The following is a 16,487-nucleotide window of genomic DNA, read 5'->3' on the forward strand; positions in this document are numbered from 1 at the left end:
GCAATGACACTATCAAGCGTTTGTCGTTGCGAGGAGGTACGACGAAGCAATCTCTGTGAAGTTTTAGATTGCCGCGCTGCGCCTGCCTACCGCAGGCAGGCTCGCAATGACACTATCAAGCGTTTGTCGTTGCGAGGAGGTACGACGAAGCAATCTCTTTTTAGGAAGCGATTATTTATTCAAAAAACCCACCATCTTTTTAACCGCTATACCCCTATGGCTTATCCGGTTTTTTTCAGCGGCATCCATCTCTGCAAAGGTTATATTATAATTATCCGGAATAAAGATCGGATCATAGCCAAATCCTTTTGTACCGGATATGGTCTTAGTGATGCGGCCCTCTATGACGCCTTCAAAAAGATGTTCTGTTCCGTTTAATATTAAAGAAATTACAGTTCTGAATCTGGCCCTGCGATCGGGGTTATCCCCTAATTTCGAAAGAACAAGCTGCATGTTCTCCTGAAAATCTCTGCTGCCTGAATAATGAGCCGAATCGACTCCCGGCTCACCATCCAAAGCGTCTATTTCCAGCCCGGAGTCATCGCCAAAACAATTAATATTGTATCGGTCGTATATAAACCGGCTCTTTTGCCCGGCGTTAGCTTCAAAGGTGTGTCCGGTTTCCGGGATCTCTTCAAAGCAGGAAATATCGTTGAGGCTTTTTAAAATAAATTTGTTTCCTGCTATTGCCTGGATCTCATCTACTTTATGCTGATTGTTGCTTGCAAAGACCAGTTCCATTAAAAATCTTTCATTACGTTCCAGAACTCTCTCTTCTTATCGGTGTTGCTGCTCATTTCTTCAAGGCCGAAAGTGGCAAGTACTTTAACGTCAAAGTGTTTGCCCGGCTGATTTGCCGCCATTCCGGGAAGGCCAATTCTCTGAGGATCTATTCCGAACAGGGTGATTTTACTACTACTGAAAAAATCTTTTAACTGACTGAAATTTGAATCAGGATATTTGGCAAGGTTTAGTATGGCAAGATCCCTCAGTTCAAGTTTTTTTGCCGCCATGATCTTCATAAGCATCTCCCTGTGAGCTGTATTAAGATCCGGATGGCTTTTATCATCGACGATGACAAGAAAGTACCGGTTGTTCTCTCCCAGGTAATTAAAACTCACGGGTGTCAATTCTTCTTTTTTGATCTCCGGCACGGGCTCGGGAGCAGAAGGGGTCGTTATCAGCGCTTCGGGAACTATTGGGAGTATATCTGATTGAACAGCATCGCCAAGGTCATAGAGATCTTCCGTCATTATAAATCGTAATGCATTGGCGTTATGAGTGATCAGATTTCCCATGGTAGTGTATGCCATTGTTCCAAAGGCCCTGCAAACTTAATAAAGCATCTGTTAAAATTAGTTAAATGGAACAGCCTTATTTCTGAAAAGGTTACCTTAGAGGCAATTCAGTAAAACTGATAAATATTCAGCGTCTCCGGTATGGTAACATTTGCGTTCCGGTACTCGAAAAGCATGTCAGAATATTTATATTAGGATATCATCCTAACAGATTGATACGTTAGTCATAACATTAAATAGGGTAAAATACCGCCTATTTTTTTAAATCATTGATTAATAACTATTATCTGATAATTTTGCAGAATTAATCCGTGAGCTGGCCCCCCTGGGCTGGCTATTATTTTTGAACGGGTTGAACGAGATTAAACACGCAGAATTATTCTGCTTTAAGAGAATGAGAATACTAGAAATGAAAAAGACCTTAGGGATAATAGTTGGATTACTGTTTATTAGCCTCGCGCAGGTGAACGCGCAAACTACACCGTCGAATACAAAAAAATCACTCGATAAAGTTGTAGCTGTTATTGGCGGCTCCATTATTTTGCAGTCGGAAATTGATATGCAATACGCTCAATATCTGTCACAGGGAAACCCGGATAATGCGGATGTAAGATGCCAGATCCTGCAAGGCTTAATTTCACAGAAAATACTTGGGCAGCAGGCTATAATTGACTCAATTGCAGTTACTGAGGATGATGTTGATAACGAGATCGACCGCCGTTTGAGAAGCAGTATTGCCCGCGCTGGTGGACAGGAGCGTTTGGAGCAGTTCTTAAACCGGTCACTTATCCAATATAAGGATGAGATCAGGCCGGATATCAAGGAAATGCTTATTGCTAATAAAATGCAGGGAAAGATCACTGAAAATGTGGCGGTAACTCCTTTGGAGGTTAAGCGCTATTTTGATGCAATTCCTAAAGACAGCCTTCCATTCTTCAATACAGAAGTTGAGATCGGTGAAGTTGTTGTTTATCCAAAAATGAATAAGCTTGAGAAGGAAGCTTTTCGTGATAAAACAGAAGCATTAAGGTTAAGAGTAAAGGGTGGTGAGGATTTCGCAACGCTGGCACGCTTATATTCGCAGGACCCCGGGTCAGCACGTGAAGGCGGTGATCTTGGGTTTATGGACAGAACAGGCCTGGTAAAGGAATTCGCAGCAACAGCATTTAAATTGAAATCCGGAGAGCTTTCTCAGGTAATTGAAACTGAATTTGGCTTCCATGTTCTTCAATTAGTGGAAAGGCGCGGGGAGCAGGTAAATGTTCGTCACATTCTGATAAAAACCGAGCCGGTTCAGGCGAGTATGGACAGAGCAAAAGCACATATCGATAGCGTGTACAATAAGGTCGTCAAAAAGACCGTAGATTTCGGTACAGCCGCTTCTTTATATTCCGACAATAACGATACGAAGTATAACGGCGGAATGATGCTGAACGCAGAAAATGTTCAGAGCCGTACTACGTTTATTCCAACAGATAAGCTTGACCCGGCCATATTTCTTACGGTCGACACAATGAAGGCAGGTACAGTTTCTCAGCCTGTGTTATTCACGGCTGCTGACGGAAAACAAGGCTATCGGTTTCTTTTACTGAAATCTAAAACGGGTCCCCATCAGGCTAACCTTGAGCAGGATTTTCCAAAAATCAAAGAAGTTGCTTTTGAAGACAAGACTAACCGTACTGTAAGCGAGTGGTTTGAGAAACGCAGAAAGATCACGTATATCAAAATAGATTCCGAATTTCAAACCTGCTCTGAAATAGCCACCTGGACCACAGCACAAAATTGACTGGATGAAGACTTACGCAACCGATGTAGAAGCCGTAGACGCATTACATAGCTCCTATAAAGACATCAGAGACGAGATCGCGCAGGTTATCGTCGGTCAGGACGAGGTTGTTAAGTCAGTATTAATATCAATATTCAGCAATGGTCATTGCCTCCTTGTAGGCGTACCTGGATTAGCTAAAACCCTTTTGGTGCAAACTGTTGCGCAGGTCCTTGATCTGAGCTACAATCGTATTCAATTTACACCGGATCTAATGCCATCAGACATAATAGGTTCTGAAATCCTTGGCGAAGACCGGACGTTCAAATTTATAAAGGGGCCGGTGTTTTCAAATATCATCCTTGCCGATGAAATAAACCGGACGCCTCCTAAAACACAAGCTGCCTTACTGGAAGCCATGCAGGAAAAGGTTGTAACCGTTGGGGGAAGAACTCACAAACTACCGCAGCCTTTTTTCGTTCTGGCAACTCAAAACCCAATTGAACAGGAAGGTACTTACCCTTTGCCTGAAGCACAATTGGACCGCTTCATGTTTAATGTTTCCCTGACTTACCCAACGTTTGAGCAGGAATTACAGGTAGTTAGAAATACCACAGCAAACCGCGACGTCAAGCTGAAGAAAATTTTAAACTCGACCGAGATAAGCTATTTTCAGCAATTAGTTAGAAATATACCCATCACGGATCACGTATTAGAGTACGCAGTTTCGCTGGCGGCAAAAACACGCCCTGGTACAGCGACAGCAACAGATGAAGTTAATAAGTTCCTAAGTTGGGGAGCTGGTCCGAGAGCATCACAATTTCTGGTTCTTGGAGCAAAGTGCCATGCGGCTATTACCGGAAAATATTCTCCGGATAAAGAAGATGTTCAGGCAGTTGCAGAATCTATTTTAAGACACCGGATAGTTCGGAATTATAAGGCTGAGGCAGAAGGTATTAGTACGGAGAAGTTGATTGCGAACCTTCTTTAGTTATACGTTGTACGTTTTACGTTATACGTGTGTGACGCCTAAGTCGAGGAACGGTACTTGACGGCCCCTTTATGCGCTAAGTAGGAAACTTACAACGTATCACGTACAACGTACAACTCACTTCTAGTTCTCCACAACCTCAATATTCGCGATAAAAGCATTTTTATGCTCATCTGCATAGGGCCCGTACGCGTCTATCATTATTCCTTTGTGTCCGTCCTTGCTTTCGATCGCGTAGATAACTGAATTGTCTTCCGGATCGCTCATACCTTCGAAACGATAATACTCTGTTATCTTTAAATCGCTGGCGCTAAATTTCTCATCTATCTTATCACAAAAGAGGCATGCATTTTCATAATTGAAATCATGATCATATCCTCTGCTTCGCAAGCCATTAACAGCTTCAAGAAGGTTTCGGTAATTTTCGGGACTGCTCATGGGAAGTTTTACGTTTTACGTTGTACGTTATACGTGCAACCGTTAGTTCTTAATAGCTAATCTCTAAGTTAAGGAAATTTGGTTAGCCGTCATGCCGAAACGTAAAACGTATCACGTACAACTCATAACTCACTCCGCTGGCGAAAACAATTCCACGATCACGTTCCATTTAAACCCTTCCTGAGATTCCCAGACTCTGACGTAATTGTATTTTGCTGTTTTATTTTTCCTCGTTACCTGTGCAGTGCCATAGGTATATGCAAGATCGCTGCCAATAGAACGGTCAGCCTTAACAGGCTCGCTGAAGATATTAATGTCTTGTTCGATAAGAAATTTCGTAATATTTTCTTTCCCGATAATCGGCTCGACACCAGGGAATATTAAACGGGCATCATCCCCCAGAAACGTATCATAACCCAAAGCTGTGCTTTTAGTCAGAGAACTCGAAAGTAGTTTGTCTGAAGCCATGATCATATCCTCTCTCTGTTGTAAACGAACGGGAGATATTTGCCTGAAAAATCTTGAATTTTTGGGATCAATAAAATCCAGAACTGGTTCTTGAGAGGGTTTAGGGTGTGGTGTCCCAATGTTGAGAGCGAGTTTCCAAACGCCTTTCTTATTCGCGCGCCACATGGATAAATACTGTCCGTAAGATTTTGAGCCACTATCATTTGCAGTGTATAAATATGGCCCGGTGGTAAAACCCCATATACCGCTTCTGGAAACCCTGGCAAACGCAGGCTCCCAGCTGAGCTGTCCCGGATCTATTTGTTTTTTATCATAAAAGGCTTTCGCTTTCACCGCATTAGGTCTGAAAACCAATGTTTCATTGTCGGAAACCTTTAGAAAGCCTTCTCTTAAGCCTTCTTCTCTTACTGTAGCAGCAAAATAATTTTCCGCCGCCACCAGCGAACTGACCAGGCCATTAGTGGCTTGTCCGAAACTGTTTGAGGCTATTAATACGACAAAGGCAAATATGATATTGCACGACTTCATTTAAATTAAAATTATATTCTCTTAGACATTAATGATGCCATAATACAAGCCGAACTTTAAGGAGGATGCAGATCTGGTTAAGCTGATGCTTATTACTACAGTATTACATCATAGCTTTCGAATAAGAACTGAAAGTTGAAAACTGAAAACGGAAAGTTGACTAAACGCTGTATACGTGTGCTTCAGTTTTCAGTTTTCCACTTTCAGCTATACCTTGTTCCACGTAGTTACATTCCCCTTATTATCTTTCAATTGTATCCCAAGGGAGTTTAGCCCGATCCTGATCTTATCGGATGTTGCGTAATCTTTATTTGATTTCGCTTCTGAACGCAGGTCGATTATAAAATCCATGAGCTTGCCAAGATCATCCGCTTGATGATTTTCTTCTTTTAGGCCCAGAACATCCAGCACGAAATCGTTCATCAGTTTCTTTAATCCATCGATGTCTGATTGCGTTGCGCTAGCTTTACCATCATAAATGCTGTTAATAAGATGAGCTGCTTCAAAAAGCTCTGCAATCAGAATAGGGCTGTTAAAATCATCATCCATCGCCGCATAACAGCGTTTGGAAAGGTTGTCAAGTTCTATAGTCGAGCTGTCTGAAGCAATTAATTTGTCGAGGAGCCCGTATGCATTCATTAAACGCTTAAATCCTTTATCCGATGCCTCGAGTGCTTCATTGGAGAAATCTAAAGTACTTCTGTAATGAGCCTGAAGCATAAAAAACCTCACTGACATAGGCGAGAATCCGCGACTAAGCAGTTCGTGGTTTCCAGTGAAAAGCTCACCCGGTAAAAAGCCATTACCCTTAGATTTCGACATTCTCGCACCGTTTACCGTTAGCATATTTGTATGCATCCAGTATTTTGCCGGCTGCACGTGATTACAGGCTTGTGATTGAGCAATTTCATTTGTATGATGTGTAGCTGCCAGATCCATACCGCCGCCGTGGATATCGAAGCTGTCGCCAAGATATTTGCTGCTCATTGCTGAACATTCAATATGCCAACCTGGAAAACCAACTCCCCATGGTGATGGCCATCTCATAATATGTTCGGGCTTGGCTTTTATCCATAGAGCAAAATCCAATCTGCCGCGTTTCTCATTTTGCCCGCCAAGTTCCCTGGTATTTTCCAGGAGATCCTCAAGCTGTCTGTTAGTAAGAATGGTATAGTTATATTCTTTACAGTATTTTTCTACATCAAAATAGACCGTTCCGTTAACTTCGTATGCATATCCATTGGCTATGATCTGTTTGACCATTTCAATTTGCTCGATAATATGTCCGGTAGCGGTGGGTTCAATACCGGGAGGAAGAGCGTTGAAAAGACGCATGACATCGTGGAAACCAATCGTATATTTTTGAACGATTTCCATTGGCTCAAGCTGTTCCAGTTTTGCCTTTTTAGCAAATTTATCATCCCCTTCATCCATATCTCCTTCAAGATGACCGGCATCGGTAATGTTCCGGACATAACGCACCTTAAAACCTGAATGCAGCAGATAGCGGTAGATCAGATCGAACGAAACAAAAGTCCGGCAATTACCCAAATGCACATCACTATAGACGGTAGGTCCGCAGACATACAAGCCAACTAATGGTGGATTTACAGGCTCGAACTTTTCTTTGTTTCTTGTAAGGGTATTATAAATGACCAGGTTGCTATCCATGCTGCAAACATAAATATTGAAAATCGATTTTTGAGATACAGGACATTTATTTTAATTCCAAATCCGTCCTTACGGGATAGTGATCTGATAATTTTTTCTTGACTATCAGGTAATTCTTGATTGTAAATTCAGGTGAAGTAACAATATAGTCGATCTGAAAATTAGGAAACGCGCCGTTGTAGGTAATCCCAAATCCGCTCCCCTTTTCATGGAAACCATTCTGTAAACCTTTGAATATAGTTTTAGCCGTGTATGAGATAGGTGTATCGTTGAAATCACCAGCTATAATGTATGGTGTTGTACAGCTGTCTGCGTGTGCCCGGAGAATTTGTACCTGGCTGGCGCGCTTAATAAATGCGTTTTTTAGGCGGCTTCCAATTTTGCGGGAAGATTCAACATCCGTGTCTATTTCCTTTTTGACCTTTTTGAGGTACTGATAGTCTTCTGGCTGGAAATTTATTGATTGAAAGTGTACGTTATAAACTCGGAAGATCTTTTTTCCTGTATTAACATCAACATATACCGCCTCATTCCAGTTCATTTCCTTGGAAAACAAGACTTTTCCGGCGTTGACGATTGGATATTTCGAGAAGATCGCGGTCCCGGTAGCTTCATAGCCATTGTCAATAGTTGGTTTAAAGAAATAATGATTGCTTTTCATGATTTCGGTTATCAGTTTCCTGAAATCGTATTCGCCTCGCTGGCGACTAAAGAATTCCTGGAAACACAATACATCAGGCTGCTCTTTTCGAATGATATCAAGAATCTGGTCTTTTGTAAATTTGTCGTTCTTATCTCCGAATTGTTTGAAGTTGTGAACGTTATAGGTCAACACACGGATGAAGGTATCGGATGATTTCGGCACCATAATGCCCGAGCTTTCTCTGAATCCGATATAGCTTGTCAGCACATTCCATCCTACCAGGATAGTTACGAATGAAAGAAGTGCAAATCTGGGGTAGCTTATCAGCCAGTAAATGATGAATACCAGGTTGACCAATAAAATAGCAGGGTAAGCGAGGCCGAAAAAAGCAGGCGGCCAGAAGCTGTTGGGGTTTATGAACGATGCAAGATATGCGATCAGCAGGGAAATGACAGCCAGGATATTAGCACCAAGAACCAGCTTGTTAAAAATATTTAAACCTGATCGCTTTTTTGTTCTACGCATTATTTTTTACTTGCTTTAAATAATTGCTCTTTCTCCGTTTTAGTCAGACTATCATATCCTGAATGGGAAATTTTATCCAGTATTTTGTCAATAGTTTCCTGATCTGGCAATGTAGCCGGTGAGGGAGGTGCGCTTTTATTCTTTACGACCTTTAGCTTGCTTCTGCGTTTGAACAGATTGCTAAAATCGTTTCCGCTTTTCAATTGCTGAACATAAACAAAGCCTAATAGCGCGCCGCCGATATGGGCAATACTGCCGCCTGGTTCTGAGCTTATGCCAATAATATTGAGAATGAAGTATGCCAGAGCAAGATATTTTAATTTCACTCCACCAAAGAAAAGTAGCCGAATGGTAAAGTCAGGAACGAGGGTAGCGGTAGCGAAAACAACCGCCATCACGCTTGCAGATGACCCTAGAAGAATTGATCTTTCCACGGTTCCGCTAAATACCGGTATCAGGTTATATGCAAGAAGATATAATAAGGCACCCACTATGCCTCCTGCCATATAAGTGAAAACAAACTGGCGCTTATTTAGAAAATCCAGAAAAATCAGCCCCAGCCAGTACAGCCAAAGCATATTAAACAACAAGTGGAAAAATCCCCTTTGGGTGAACATATAGGTGACTATAGTCCAGGGTTTGTAAGCCAGCAGTTCATAGTATGCTGGCATGGAAAGCTGTATTTGAAGCCAGTTTGCAGCAGACCCGCTTCCGTTGGTTAAAAACTCCCCTACCGCTAACAGATTAATCGCCAGGAAAACCAGAACATTTATTCCAATAAAAAGGTACAGCGGGCTTCCGGACTGGAAAACTTTGAAATATAATTCGTTGAAAATTGATCTATTCATAAAAACGATCGTTGCGGCGAAGTCCCCATAATTTTACTAAGATAAAACCAAATAAAGCACCTCCCAAATGCGCGTAGTGGGCCACTGAATCTCCTTCAATTTGTTTTACTCCAAGGAAAAGTTCCAGCAGTATATACACAGGAACTATATATTTTGCTTTGACCGGAACGGGAATAAACATGATCATAAGCTCAGCATTTGGGAAAAGCATAACAAAAGCAATGAGCAACCCAAATATCGCTCCTGATGCCCCGGCCATGGATGACAGATATATTCCCAAAAGTTTTTCTGCCTGTTCGCGATCAATAGAATCAGAAAAGCTGATAGTCCTTTTTGCACTGTCAATTATAAATGAGCCGTCATTAACAATACTTCCGGTAATGCTATAAACTTCAAATGCCTGAATGATCATTTGTAAAGCAAGCGCTCCAAGCCCTGTGAGAAGATAGAAATTCAGGAACCTTTTGGAGCCCATAACATACTCGAGGGAAGTTCCGAAAGAATACAAGGCAAACATGTTAAACATGATATGAAATAATGAGTCATAACTATGCATAAACATGTAGGTTACCACTTGCCAGATCCTGAAATCCGGGCTGTCGAAATAGTGCACACCCAGAAGTGTCATCATTCCCGGTGCACCAAACATCATCATGGCAATGTAGAAGATGACATTAATTATAAGCAGGTTTTTTACGACCGGCGGAATATTAGCTAATGGATTCATATCTGCGCTTCTGGCTATTTCTCAAATCGTTGTATTAGTTCCTCAATTGTAAATGTACTTATTATGGGCCTTCCGCTCAGGGATATATTTGGCATTTCACAAGCAAACAGTTCGTCAATCAGAGTATTCATTTCTTCTGGAGAAAGTGCAATTCCTGATTTTATTGAAGTATTCCTTGCAAGGGCCCGGGCCAGGCTATCCCGCTTATTTAACTTCAATGCACTCTGATTATTTTTAAAGCCTTCAATAAGGTGCTCAAGCATTTCCAGTTCACTGATGTTGGGGCCAATGTCAGCAGGAATGCCTTCAATGATCAATGTGTTTTTGCCAAACTCCCTGATCTGAAACCCCAGAGACTGGATATCCGGTAAGAGACCTTTCACTAACTCAAAGTCTGATCCATTCAAAGTCACCGTCTGCGGAAATAAGCTTTGCTGGCTCGCACCCTGCCTGCTTTCCAGTTGTTGCGCAAAACGTTCATAGAGGATCCGCTCGTGCGCGGACTGCTGATCTATCAGCATAAACCCGGATTTGATCTGCGATATGATAAAACGGTTATGCAATTGGAAGATCTGTTTCCCTGTTGACTGGAGGTTTTGATCGCCAAGTTCAATGTTCCGGTTTCCAGAAAGCTCAAATTTTTCCTGCTTTGCTTCTGGCTGAACGATCTCGTATAATGAGCCCCAGTTTTTGGTTACAGTTTTACGATCCTCTCCGGAATTTCTCAAAAACGGTATCTCACGTTCGTTTTTAGCCGCACTAAAAGGATTAAATTCAGGATTAAAGGCTATCTGTGGAGGCACAATATCCTCGTGAGCTTTTTGCGTTATCATTTGACTGAAACCAGTTTCCTGATTAAAGTCCAATGTTGGACTTATATTATACTTGCCAAGCGAGCGCTTTACCGCAGATCGTATGATCGCATAAATGGCTTTCTCGTCCTGGTATTTAATTTCAGTCTTAGTAGGATGGACGTTGATGTCGATCTTGCTCGGATCGATATCGATGAAGAGAACATAAAGAGGAAAACTATCCGACGCTAAAACCTCTGCATATGCATTGAGTACGGCATGGTTAAGGTAGGGGTCACGGATATACCTGTTATTGACGAAGAAGAACTGTTCTCCGCGTGTTTTTTTTGCAAATTCAGGTTTACCTATATAACCCTTTAACCCTATAATGCTTGTGGCCTCTTCGACAGGTACAAGTTTCTGATTATACGCATTCCCGAAAAGATGGACAAGCCGCTGTTTTAAGCTGCCGGCGGGCAAGTGGTACACCTCATTGCCATTATGATGAAGAGTAAAGAACACTTCCGGGTTAGCTAATGCCACACGCTGGAACTCATCATTTATATGACGCATCTCGACTGGGTTTCCTTTCAGAAAATTCCTTCTTGCAGGGGTGTTATAAAAGAGATTTTTGACGCTTATGCTCGTTCCAGGCATAGCAGACACCGGCTCCTGGCTTATGATCTCTGAACCTTTTATGCGAATACACGTTCCAAGTTCATCTTCATGCCGGCGGCTTTTCAATTCCACCTGGGAGATAGCGGCGATAGAAGCCATCGCTTCACCGCGGAAACCCATGGTTCGAATTGCAAAAAGATCTTCTGCCTTACGGATCTTCGACGTCGCATGGCGCTCAAAGCACATGCGTGCATCGGTCATGCTCATCCCACAGCCATTGTCGATCACCTGGATAAGGGATTTACCGGCGTCTTTTATTATGATCTGGATCTTATCGGCGCCCGAATCGATCGCATTCTCGATCAGTTCTTTTAAAGCCGATGCTGGTCTTTGAACTACTTCTCCCGCAGCGATTTGATTAGCTACCGAATCAGGTAAGAGCTGTATTATATCAGACAAATTATTTCCTTTTGTATTAGTGATCAATGAGAGCGAATCACCTGCCCCCCCACGGTACATCCGCAATCATTTAAGCGATGATTGCGGTGCAGCTTTTCAAAGCCTAAAGATAAGGTGTTTTAATCTTTCGAGCGGGGTATTGACAGAAGGTTTTTCCACAATATAGTAGCCTGTCAAGCTACAAATGGGTTGTTTTCATTACAGCGGGGTAGAACTTTCTACTTGCTAAATTTCGTAACCTGATTTTTAATGGGTTTAACTGTCCGCAGGTAGGCATAGATCGCTTTCAGGTCGTCTGTTTTCATGGTACTGAAGCTTGTCCATGGCATCATGGTATTGAATTCTCCATGTTTAACATCTACCGGTTTATATGCACTGTCTGAATATACTTTAAACCGTTGCAAAAAAGCTTCTTCGCTCCAGGATCCAATTCCCGTTTCCATATCAGGTGTAATGTTCGCAGAACGGGCTGTACCGCCGTGTGGCATAGGAAATTCAAAGCCGCCCGCCAATTCCATCCCGGCAACGGGCGTTCCTTTGACTTTCTTTGTGTGGCACTCACCGCATGATGCAGCTGTAAATAAATATGCACCGTAAGCGACCTGATTGGCCGGATCTGGAATCTTTGTGAATGATGGTTTCTGAGGGATGGTGTTTATAATGAAATTCATAGGGAAATCGGGTTCGGATTCTGGCACTACGTTTTCTATAGGAGTAAGGGTACGTAAGTAAGCAATGATCGAATAAATATCTTCACGGTCTAATTTTCCAAAATTGGGATGAGGCATTATTGGGAATAACGCTTTACCATCCTTGTTAACACCCGCTGTGACGGCCCGTAATATCTCACCATCGGTCCAGTCCTTCAGCGCAAAAGGTGTTATATTCTTTGCATAGAATTTACCGGGAAAACCGGACTCCTGATTAAATTCATGGCCACCTTTGCCGAGTGAACTTTTAACCAATGGTCCTGTAAATTTATTCCAGTCACGTTCAGAGTGGCAATCAGTACAGTTTGCAACACTATTGGCCAGATACGACCCGCGCTCAAGTCTTTTGGGCGTTATCTCAACTTTTATGTCTTCAGGCTCCCCCACATCAGGCAGCGCAAAACTTACATAGCTTAGTACACCGATAATTGCTGCAACGAGCAGCAAAACGAAATATTTGATTCCAGATTTTATCTTATGATTCATAGCCTTTAAATTAATAATTTCCTTTTTAACGAAATATTCGAATGCTATTTCTTTTAAATGTTACCAGTCTGGTAAAAAAAGCCGTTAATAAATATATATAATAAGCTTTGAATTAACCACTATATTTTTCTTTTTTCTAGTCTATATTTGCAGAGTAGTTAACCAATTACCTATCATCCTTATGAAAAAAGCTTTTCTATTTATTCTGCTTCCCTTTTTGTTTTCGTGCTCAGCTCAGCAAAGGGCAGATCTTATAATTCATAATGCAGTGGTTTACACAGTTGATGATAATTTTTCCATTGCGGAGGCCTTTGCGGTTAAGGGTGGAAAGATTATTGAAGTAGGAACTTCTGCTGAATTACTTAAAAAATACTCAGGTGAGAAAGTTGACGCAGGTGGGAAGGCGGTTTACCCGGGATTTATTGATGGTCATTCGCATTTTTACATGTATGGGCAGGGGCTGCAAAATGCAGATCTGACAGGTACAAAGAGCTGGGAAGAAATATTGTCAAGGCTACTGGCTTTCTCAAAGGAAAATAAGCGCAGCTGGATTGTGGGAAATGGCTGGGATCAGAATGACTGGGATGTTAAAGAATTTCCGGATAATCAACAGCTAAATGAGCTTTTCCCTAACACGCCTGTAATACTATCCCGCGTAGACGGACATGCTGTAATAGCAAATAAAACTGCTTTGGACCTGGCCGGGATTAAACCGGGACAGATTGTAAGCGGAGGTGAAGTTGAAACGGTTAACGGGCGGTTAACAGGTATTTTAGTAGACAATGCTGAAGGATTGGTTTATTCTAAGATTCCCGCCCCCGACAAAAAGCAGATAGAGGAGTCGCTTTTGGATGCCCAGAAAAATTGCTTCGCAGTGGGCTTAACTACTGTTACAGATTGCGGCATTGATCACCGGCTCATTTCGGTCATCGACGATCTTCAAAAGAGCAACCACCTTAAAATGCGTATTTACGCGATGCTGTCCGACGATAAGTCCAATTTTGATTATCTCTTTAAGAACGGGGCATTTAAAACAGACAGGTTAAACGTCAGTTCATTTAAAGTTTATGCAGACGGGGCCCTTGGATCACGCGGAGCTCGTTTGCTGGAACCATACACCGATAAACCGGAATCATCAGGCTTTCTTTTAAGTGATAAAGAACACTACGCAGAGGTAGCTCAGAAGATTGCAGATAAGGGTTTTCAGATGAATACACATGCCATCGGAGATTCTGCGAACCGTGAAATATTAAAGGTCTATGCAAAAGTGCTTAAGGGTAAGAACGATCGAAGATGGAGAATCGAACATGCACAGGTTATAAACCAAGCTGATTTTAAGCTCTTCGGCGACAACAATATCATTCCATCTGTCCAAACTACCCATGCGACATCCGATATGTATTGGGCGGGCGACAGGTTAGGGCCGGTGCGTGTAAAAGGCGCTTATGCATTCAAGCAGTTGCTTGACCAGAATGGATGGATAGTCCTGGGCACTGACTTTCCGGTGGAGAATATCAATCCGATGTATACTTTTTATTCTGCGGTTGTAAGAAAAGACATGAAAGGTTATCCGGACAAGGGATACCAGGTAGAAAATTCCCTCAGCAGGGAAGAAGCTTTAAGAGGTATGACCATCTGGGCAGCAAAAGGGAATTTCGAAGAAAAGGAAAAAGGCAGCATCGAAAAGGGAAAGTTCGCTGATTTTGTTATCCTGGATCAGGATATTATGAAATCGGAAGCCGGGAGCTTGTTTAAGGCGAAGGTTTTAAAGACATTTGTTAATGGAGAGAATGTTTTTTCCAAATAAATGAGGGGAGGCGGTGGTATGGGATTTTCGTGCTTCGCTCGTATGACACCCATGCAGTCTTGATTCCTGGTTCTTGATACTTGATTCTTACGACAGCATTCTTACATAAGATTAACATTTATATCCTTTTAATCAATTTACTTTGCATCACTGAAATTTGTTTTCCAGACAATTATTCACTGCGGGAAAACTAATCTCATTGAAAAGATTATAAGGAATGAAGATAGGAATTGTATGTTACCCCACATTTGGAGGTAGCGGGGTTGTAGCTACGGAGTTAGGCAAAGCACTGGCGGATAACGGCCACCAGGTGCACTTCATAACATACAGGCAACCGGCCAGACTTGATTTTTTCTCAGCAAACCTTTTTTATCACGAGGTTTCTGTTTCCAACTATCCGCTATTCGATTACCCGCCGTACGAACTGGCCCTTGCCAGTAAGCTGGTTGACGTAGTGAGATTTGAAAAACTGGATCTTCTGCATGTGCATTATGCTATTCCGCACGCTTCAGCAGCTTTCATGGCTAAGCAGATCCTTGCAACATATGGTATCCATGTTCCTGTTGTAACAACATTGCACGGCACCGATATAACCCTTGTTGGGAAAGATCCAACTTACAAGCCTGTAGTAACCTTCTCGATTAACCAGTCTGATGGGGTCACCGCGGTTTCAGAGAACCTGAAGGAAGATACTTATAAGCATTTCGATATTTGTAAAGACATTAAAGTTATCCCGAATTTTATCGATATGAGCAGGTTCAGCCTGAAGGCCAAAGATCATTTCAAGATAGCCATCGCTCCGAATAATGAGCGGATTATTATCCATACATCCAATTTCAGAAAGGTCAAAAGAACCCAGGATGTGATCCACATCTTTGAAAAGATACAGAAGGAAATTCCTTCAAAGCTATTGATGGTAGGTGATGGCCCTGACAGAGTTTATTGTGAACAATTATGCCGGGATCTGGAGATTTCTGATAACGTCCGGTTCCTTGGGAAGCAGGATGCTGTTGAAGAGATCCTATCAGTGTCCGATTTATTTATTATGCCCTCAGAGTCTGAGAGCTTCGGTTTGGCGGCCTTAGAGGCTATGGCTTGCCGCGTTCCGGTCATAACCTCGAACGCAGGCGGTTTGCCAGAATTAAATATCGACGGCGTTACAGGTTTCATGGACAACGTCGGAGATATCGAAGCTATGGCTGAACATTCTATTTACATCCTGAAGGATGATAAGCGCCTCACTGAATTTAAAGAAGGGGCTATGAAGCGTGCTCATGAATTTGATCTGCGATTGATATTGCCAGTTTATGAAGATTATTACCGGGAGGTGATTGAAAATAGTGTTGTTAAAAGTTAAATTTCAGAGCATCCTCAATTTACCGCACAGTAAGATATAGGGCAAGCCCTATGTTATATCTAGAAAGAACTTCCCAAACGCCATCTTTAACGCGGAGGGCGCCAAGTGGTTCGCAGAGATCGCAGAGAAAAAATCAAAACAAACGACCTCAAAAAGCACTTTGTGAAAAACTTTGCGCTCTCCGCGCCTGTGCTCAGCGTTCTCCGCGCCTGCCTGCCGTTAGGCAGGGTTAAACTTCGGTGTGTGCGTTTCAACTATTTCTTTATTAGGACGCGAAGGACTACGCAAAGCACGCAAAATGCATCTGACTTGTCCTGACATAGGTTGACAAAAAACAAGGTCAACGATGAATAGAAA

The 16,487-nt window shown here is 42.3% G+C and carries 14 protein-coding genes; 4 read left to right on the top strand and 10 right to left on the bottom strand.

Annotated features, from left to right (window positions below):
• Positions 1-171: 171 nt before the first annotated feature.
• Together rdgB and WKF69_RS12215 are read right to left on the bottom strand one after the other, a co-directional pair.
• A complete protein-coding gene (gene rdgB / locus WKF69_RS12210; protein ID WP_340382211.1) occupies positions 172-741 on the bottom strand; it encodes an RdgB/HAM1 family non-canonical purine NTP pyrophosphatase in 570 nt (189 codons plus the stop codon).
• Complete coding sequence (locus WKF69_RS12215; protein WP_340382213.1) at positions 741-1,313, bottom strand: hypothetical protein; 573 nt, start codon at positions 1,311-1,313, stop codon at positions 741-743. Before WKF69_RS12215 ends, rdgB begins: the two co-directional genes overlap by 1 nt.
• Before the next feature lie 379 nt (positions 1,314-1,692).
• On the opposite strand from WKF69_RS12215, the gene WKF69_RS12220 reads away from it, so the two are divergent.
• Together WKF69_RS12220 and WKF69_RS12225 are read left to right on the top strand one after the other, a co-directional pair.
• Positions 1,693-3,084 (top strand): peptidylprolyl isomerase, encoded by a 1,392-nt coding sequence (locus WKF69_RS12220; protein WP_340382215.1) that lies wholly within the window; start codon positions 1,693-1,695, stop codon positions 3,082-3,084.
• A 4-nt stretch (positions 3,085-3,088) separates the two neighbouring features.
• Positions 3,089-4,054: a MoxR family ATPase gene (locus tag WKF69_RS12225; protein ID WP_340382217.1), complete on the top strand. Its 966-nt coding sequence runs from the start codon at positions 3,089-3,091 to the stop codon at positions 4,052-4,054.
• A 123-nt stretch (positions 4,055-4,177) separates the two neighbouring features.
• Here the strand turns inward: WKF69_RS12225 and WKF69_RS12230 are convergent, their stop codons facing one another.
• The 8 genes from WKF69_RS12230 to WKF69_RS12265 form a co-directional block, all read right to left on the bottom strand.
• Positions 4,178-4,492 carry a phosphoribosylpyrophosphate synthetase gene (locus WKF69_RS12230; protein WP_340382219.1) on the bottom strand — a complete coding sequence of 105 codons (315 nt, stop codon included), beginning with the start codon at positions 4,490-4,492 and terminating at the stop codon, positions 4,178-4,180.
• A gap of 129 nt (positions 4,493-4,621) precedes the next feature.
• Positions 4,622-5,488: a DUF4440 domain-containing protein gene (locus WKF69_RS12235; protein ID WP_340382221.1), complete on the bottom strand. Its 867-nt coding sequence runs from the start codon at positions 5,486-5,488 to the stop codon at positions 4,622-4,624.
• Between the two features lie 207 nt (positions 5,489-5,695).
• The gene (cysS, locus tag WKF69_RS12240) at positions 5,696-7,159 is read right to left on the bottom strand and encodes a cysteine--tRNA ligase (RefSeq protein WP_340382223.1); all 1,464 of its coding nucleotides are present in this window, start codon (positions 7,157-7,159) and stop codon (positions 5,696-5,698) included.
• Positions 7,160-7,205: 46 nt separating this feature from the next.
• Positions 7,206-8,327, bottom strand: a complete 1,122-nt coding sequence (locus WKF69_RS12245; protein WP_340382224.1) for an endonuclease/exonuclease/phosphatase family protein — start codon at positions 8,325-8,327, stop codon at positions 7,206-7,208.
• Positions 8,327-9,175: a rhomboid family intramembrane serine protease gene (locus WKF69_RS12250; RefSeq protein WP_340382225.1), complete on the bottom strand. Its 849-nt coding sequence runs from the start codon at positions 9,173-9,175 to the stop codon at positions 8,327-8,329. The genes WKF69_RS12245 and WKF69_RS12250 overlap by 1 nt, the downstream gene beginning before the upstream one ends.
• Positions 9,168-9,902 (bottom strand): rhomboid family intramembrane serine protease, encoded by a 735-nt coding sequence (locus WKF69_RS12255; RefSeq protein WP_340382227.1) that lies wholly within the window; start codon positions 9,900-9,902, stop codon positions 9,168-9,170. The genes WKF69_RS12250 and WKF69_RS12255 overlap by 8 nt, the downstream gene beginning before the upstream one ends.
• Before the next feature lie 14 nt (positions 9,903-9,916).
• Entirely contained in the window at positions 9,917-11,770 is a 1,854-nt protein-coding gene (gene mutL, locus WKF69_RS12260) for a DNA mismatch repair endonuclease MutL (protein ID WP_340382235.1), read from the bottom strand.
• A gap of 218 nt (positions 11,771-11,988) precedes the next feature.
• Positions 11,989-12,966, bottom strand: a complete 978-nt coding sequence (locus WKF69_RS12265) for a c-type cytochrome (RefSeq protein WP_340382229.1) — start codon at positions 12,964-12,966, stop codon at positions 11,989-11,991.
• 181 nt (positions 12,967-13,147) lie between these two features.
• Between WKF69_RS12265 and WKF69_RS12270 the strand changes: the two genes are divergently transcribed.
• A complete protein-coding gene (locus WKF69_RS12270) occupies positions 13,148-14,773 on the top strand; it encodes an amidohydrolase (RefSeq protein ID WP_340382231.1) in 1,626 nt (541 codons plus the stop codon).
• Positions 14,774-14,990: 217 nt separating this feature from the next.
• Positions 14,991-16,130, top strand: coding sequence for an N-acetyl-alpha-D-glucosaminyl L-malate synthase BshA (bshA, locus tag WKF69_RS12275; RefSeq protein ID WP_340382233.1), 1,140 nt, complete (start codon positions 14,991-14,993; stop codon positions 16,128-16,130).
• Positions 16,131-16,487: the final 357 nt, after the last annotated feature.

This window comes from Daejeonella sp. (assembly GCF_037719425.1).
Classification (GTDB): domain Bacteria; phylum Bacteroidota; class Bacteroidia; order Sphingobacteriales; family Sphingobacteriaceae; genus Daejeonella.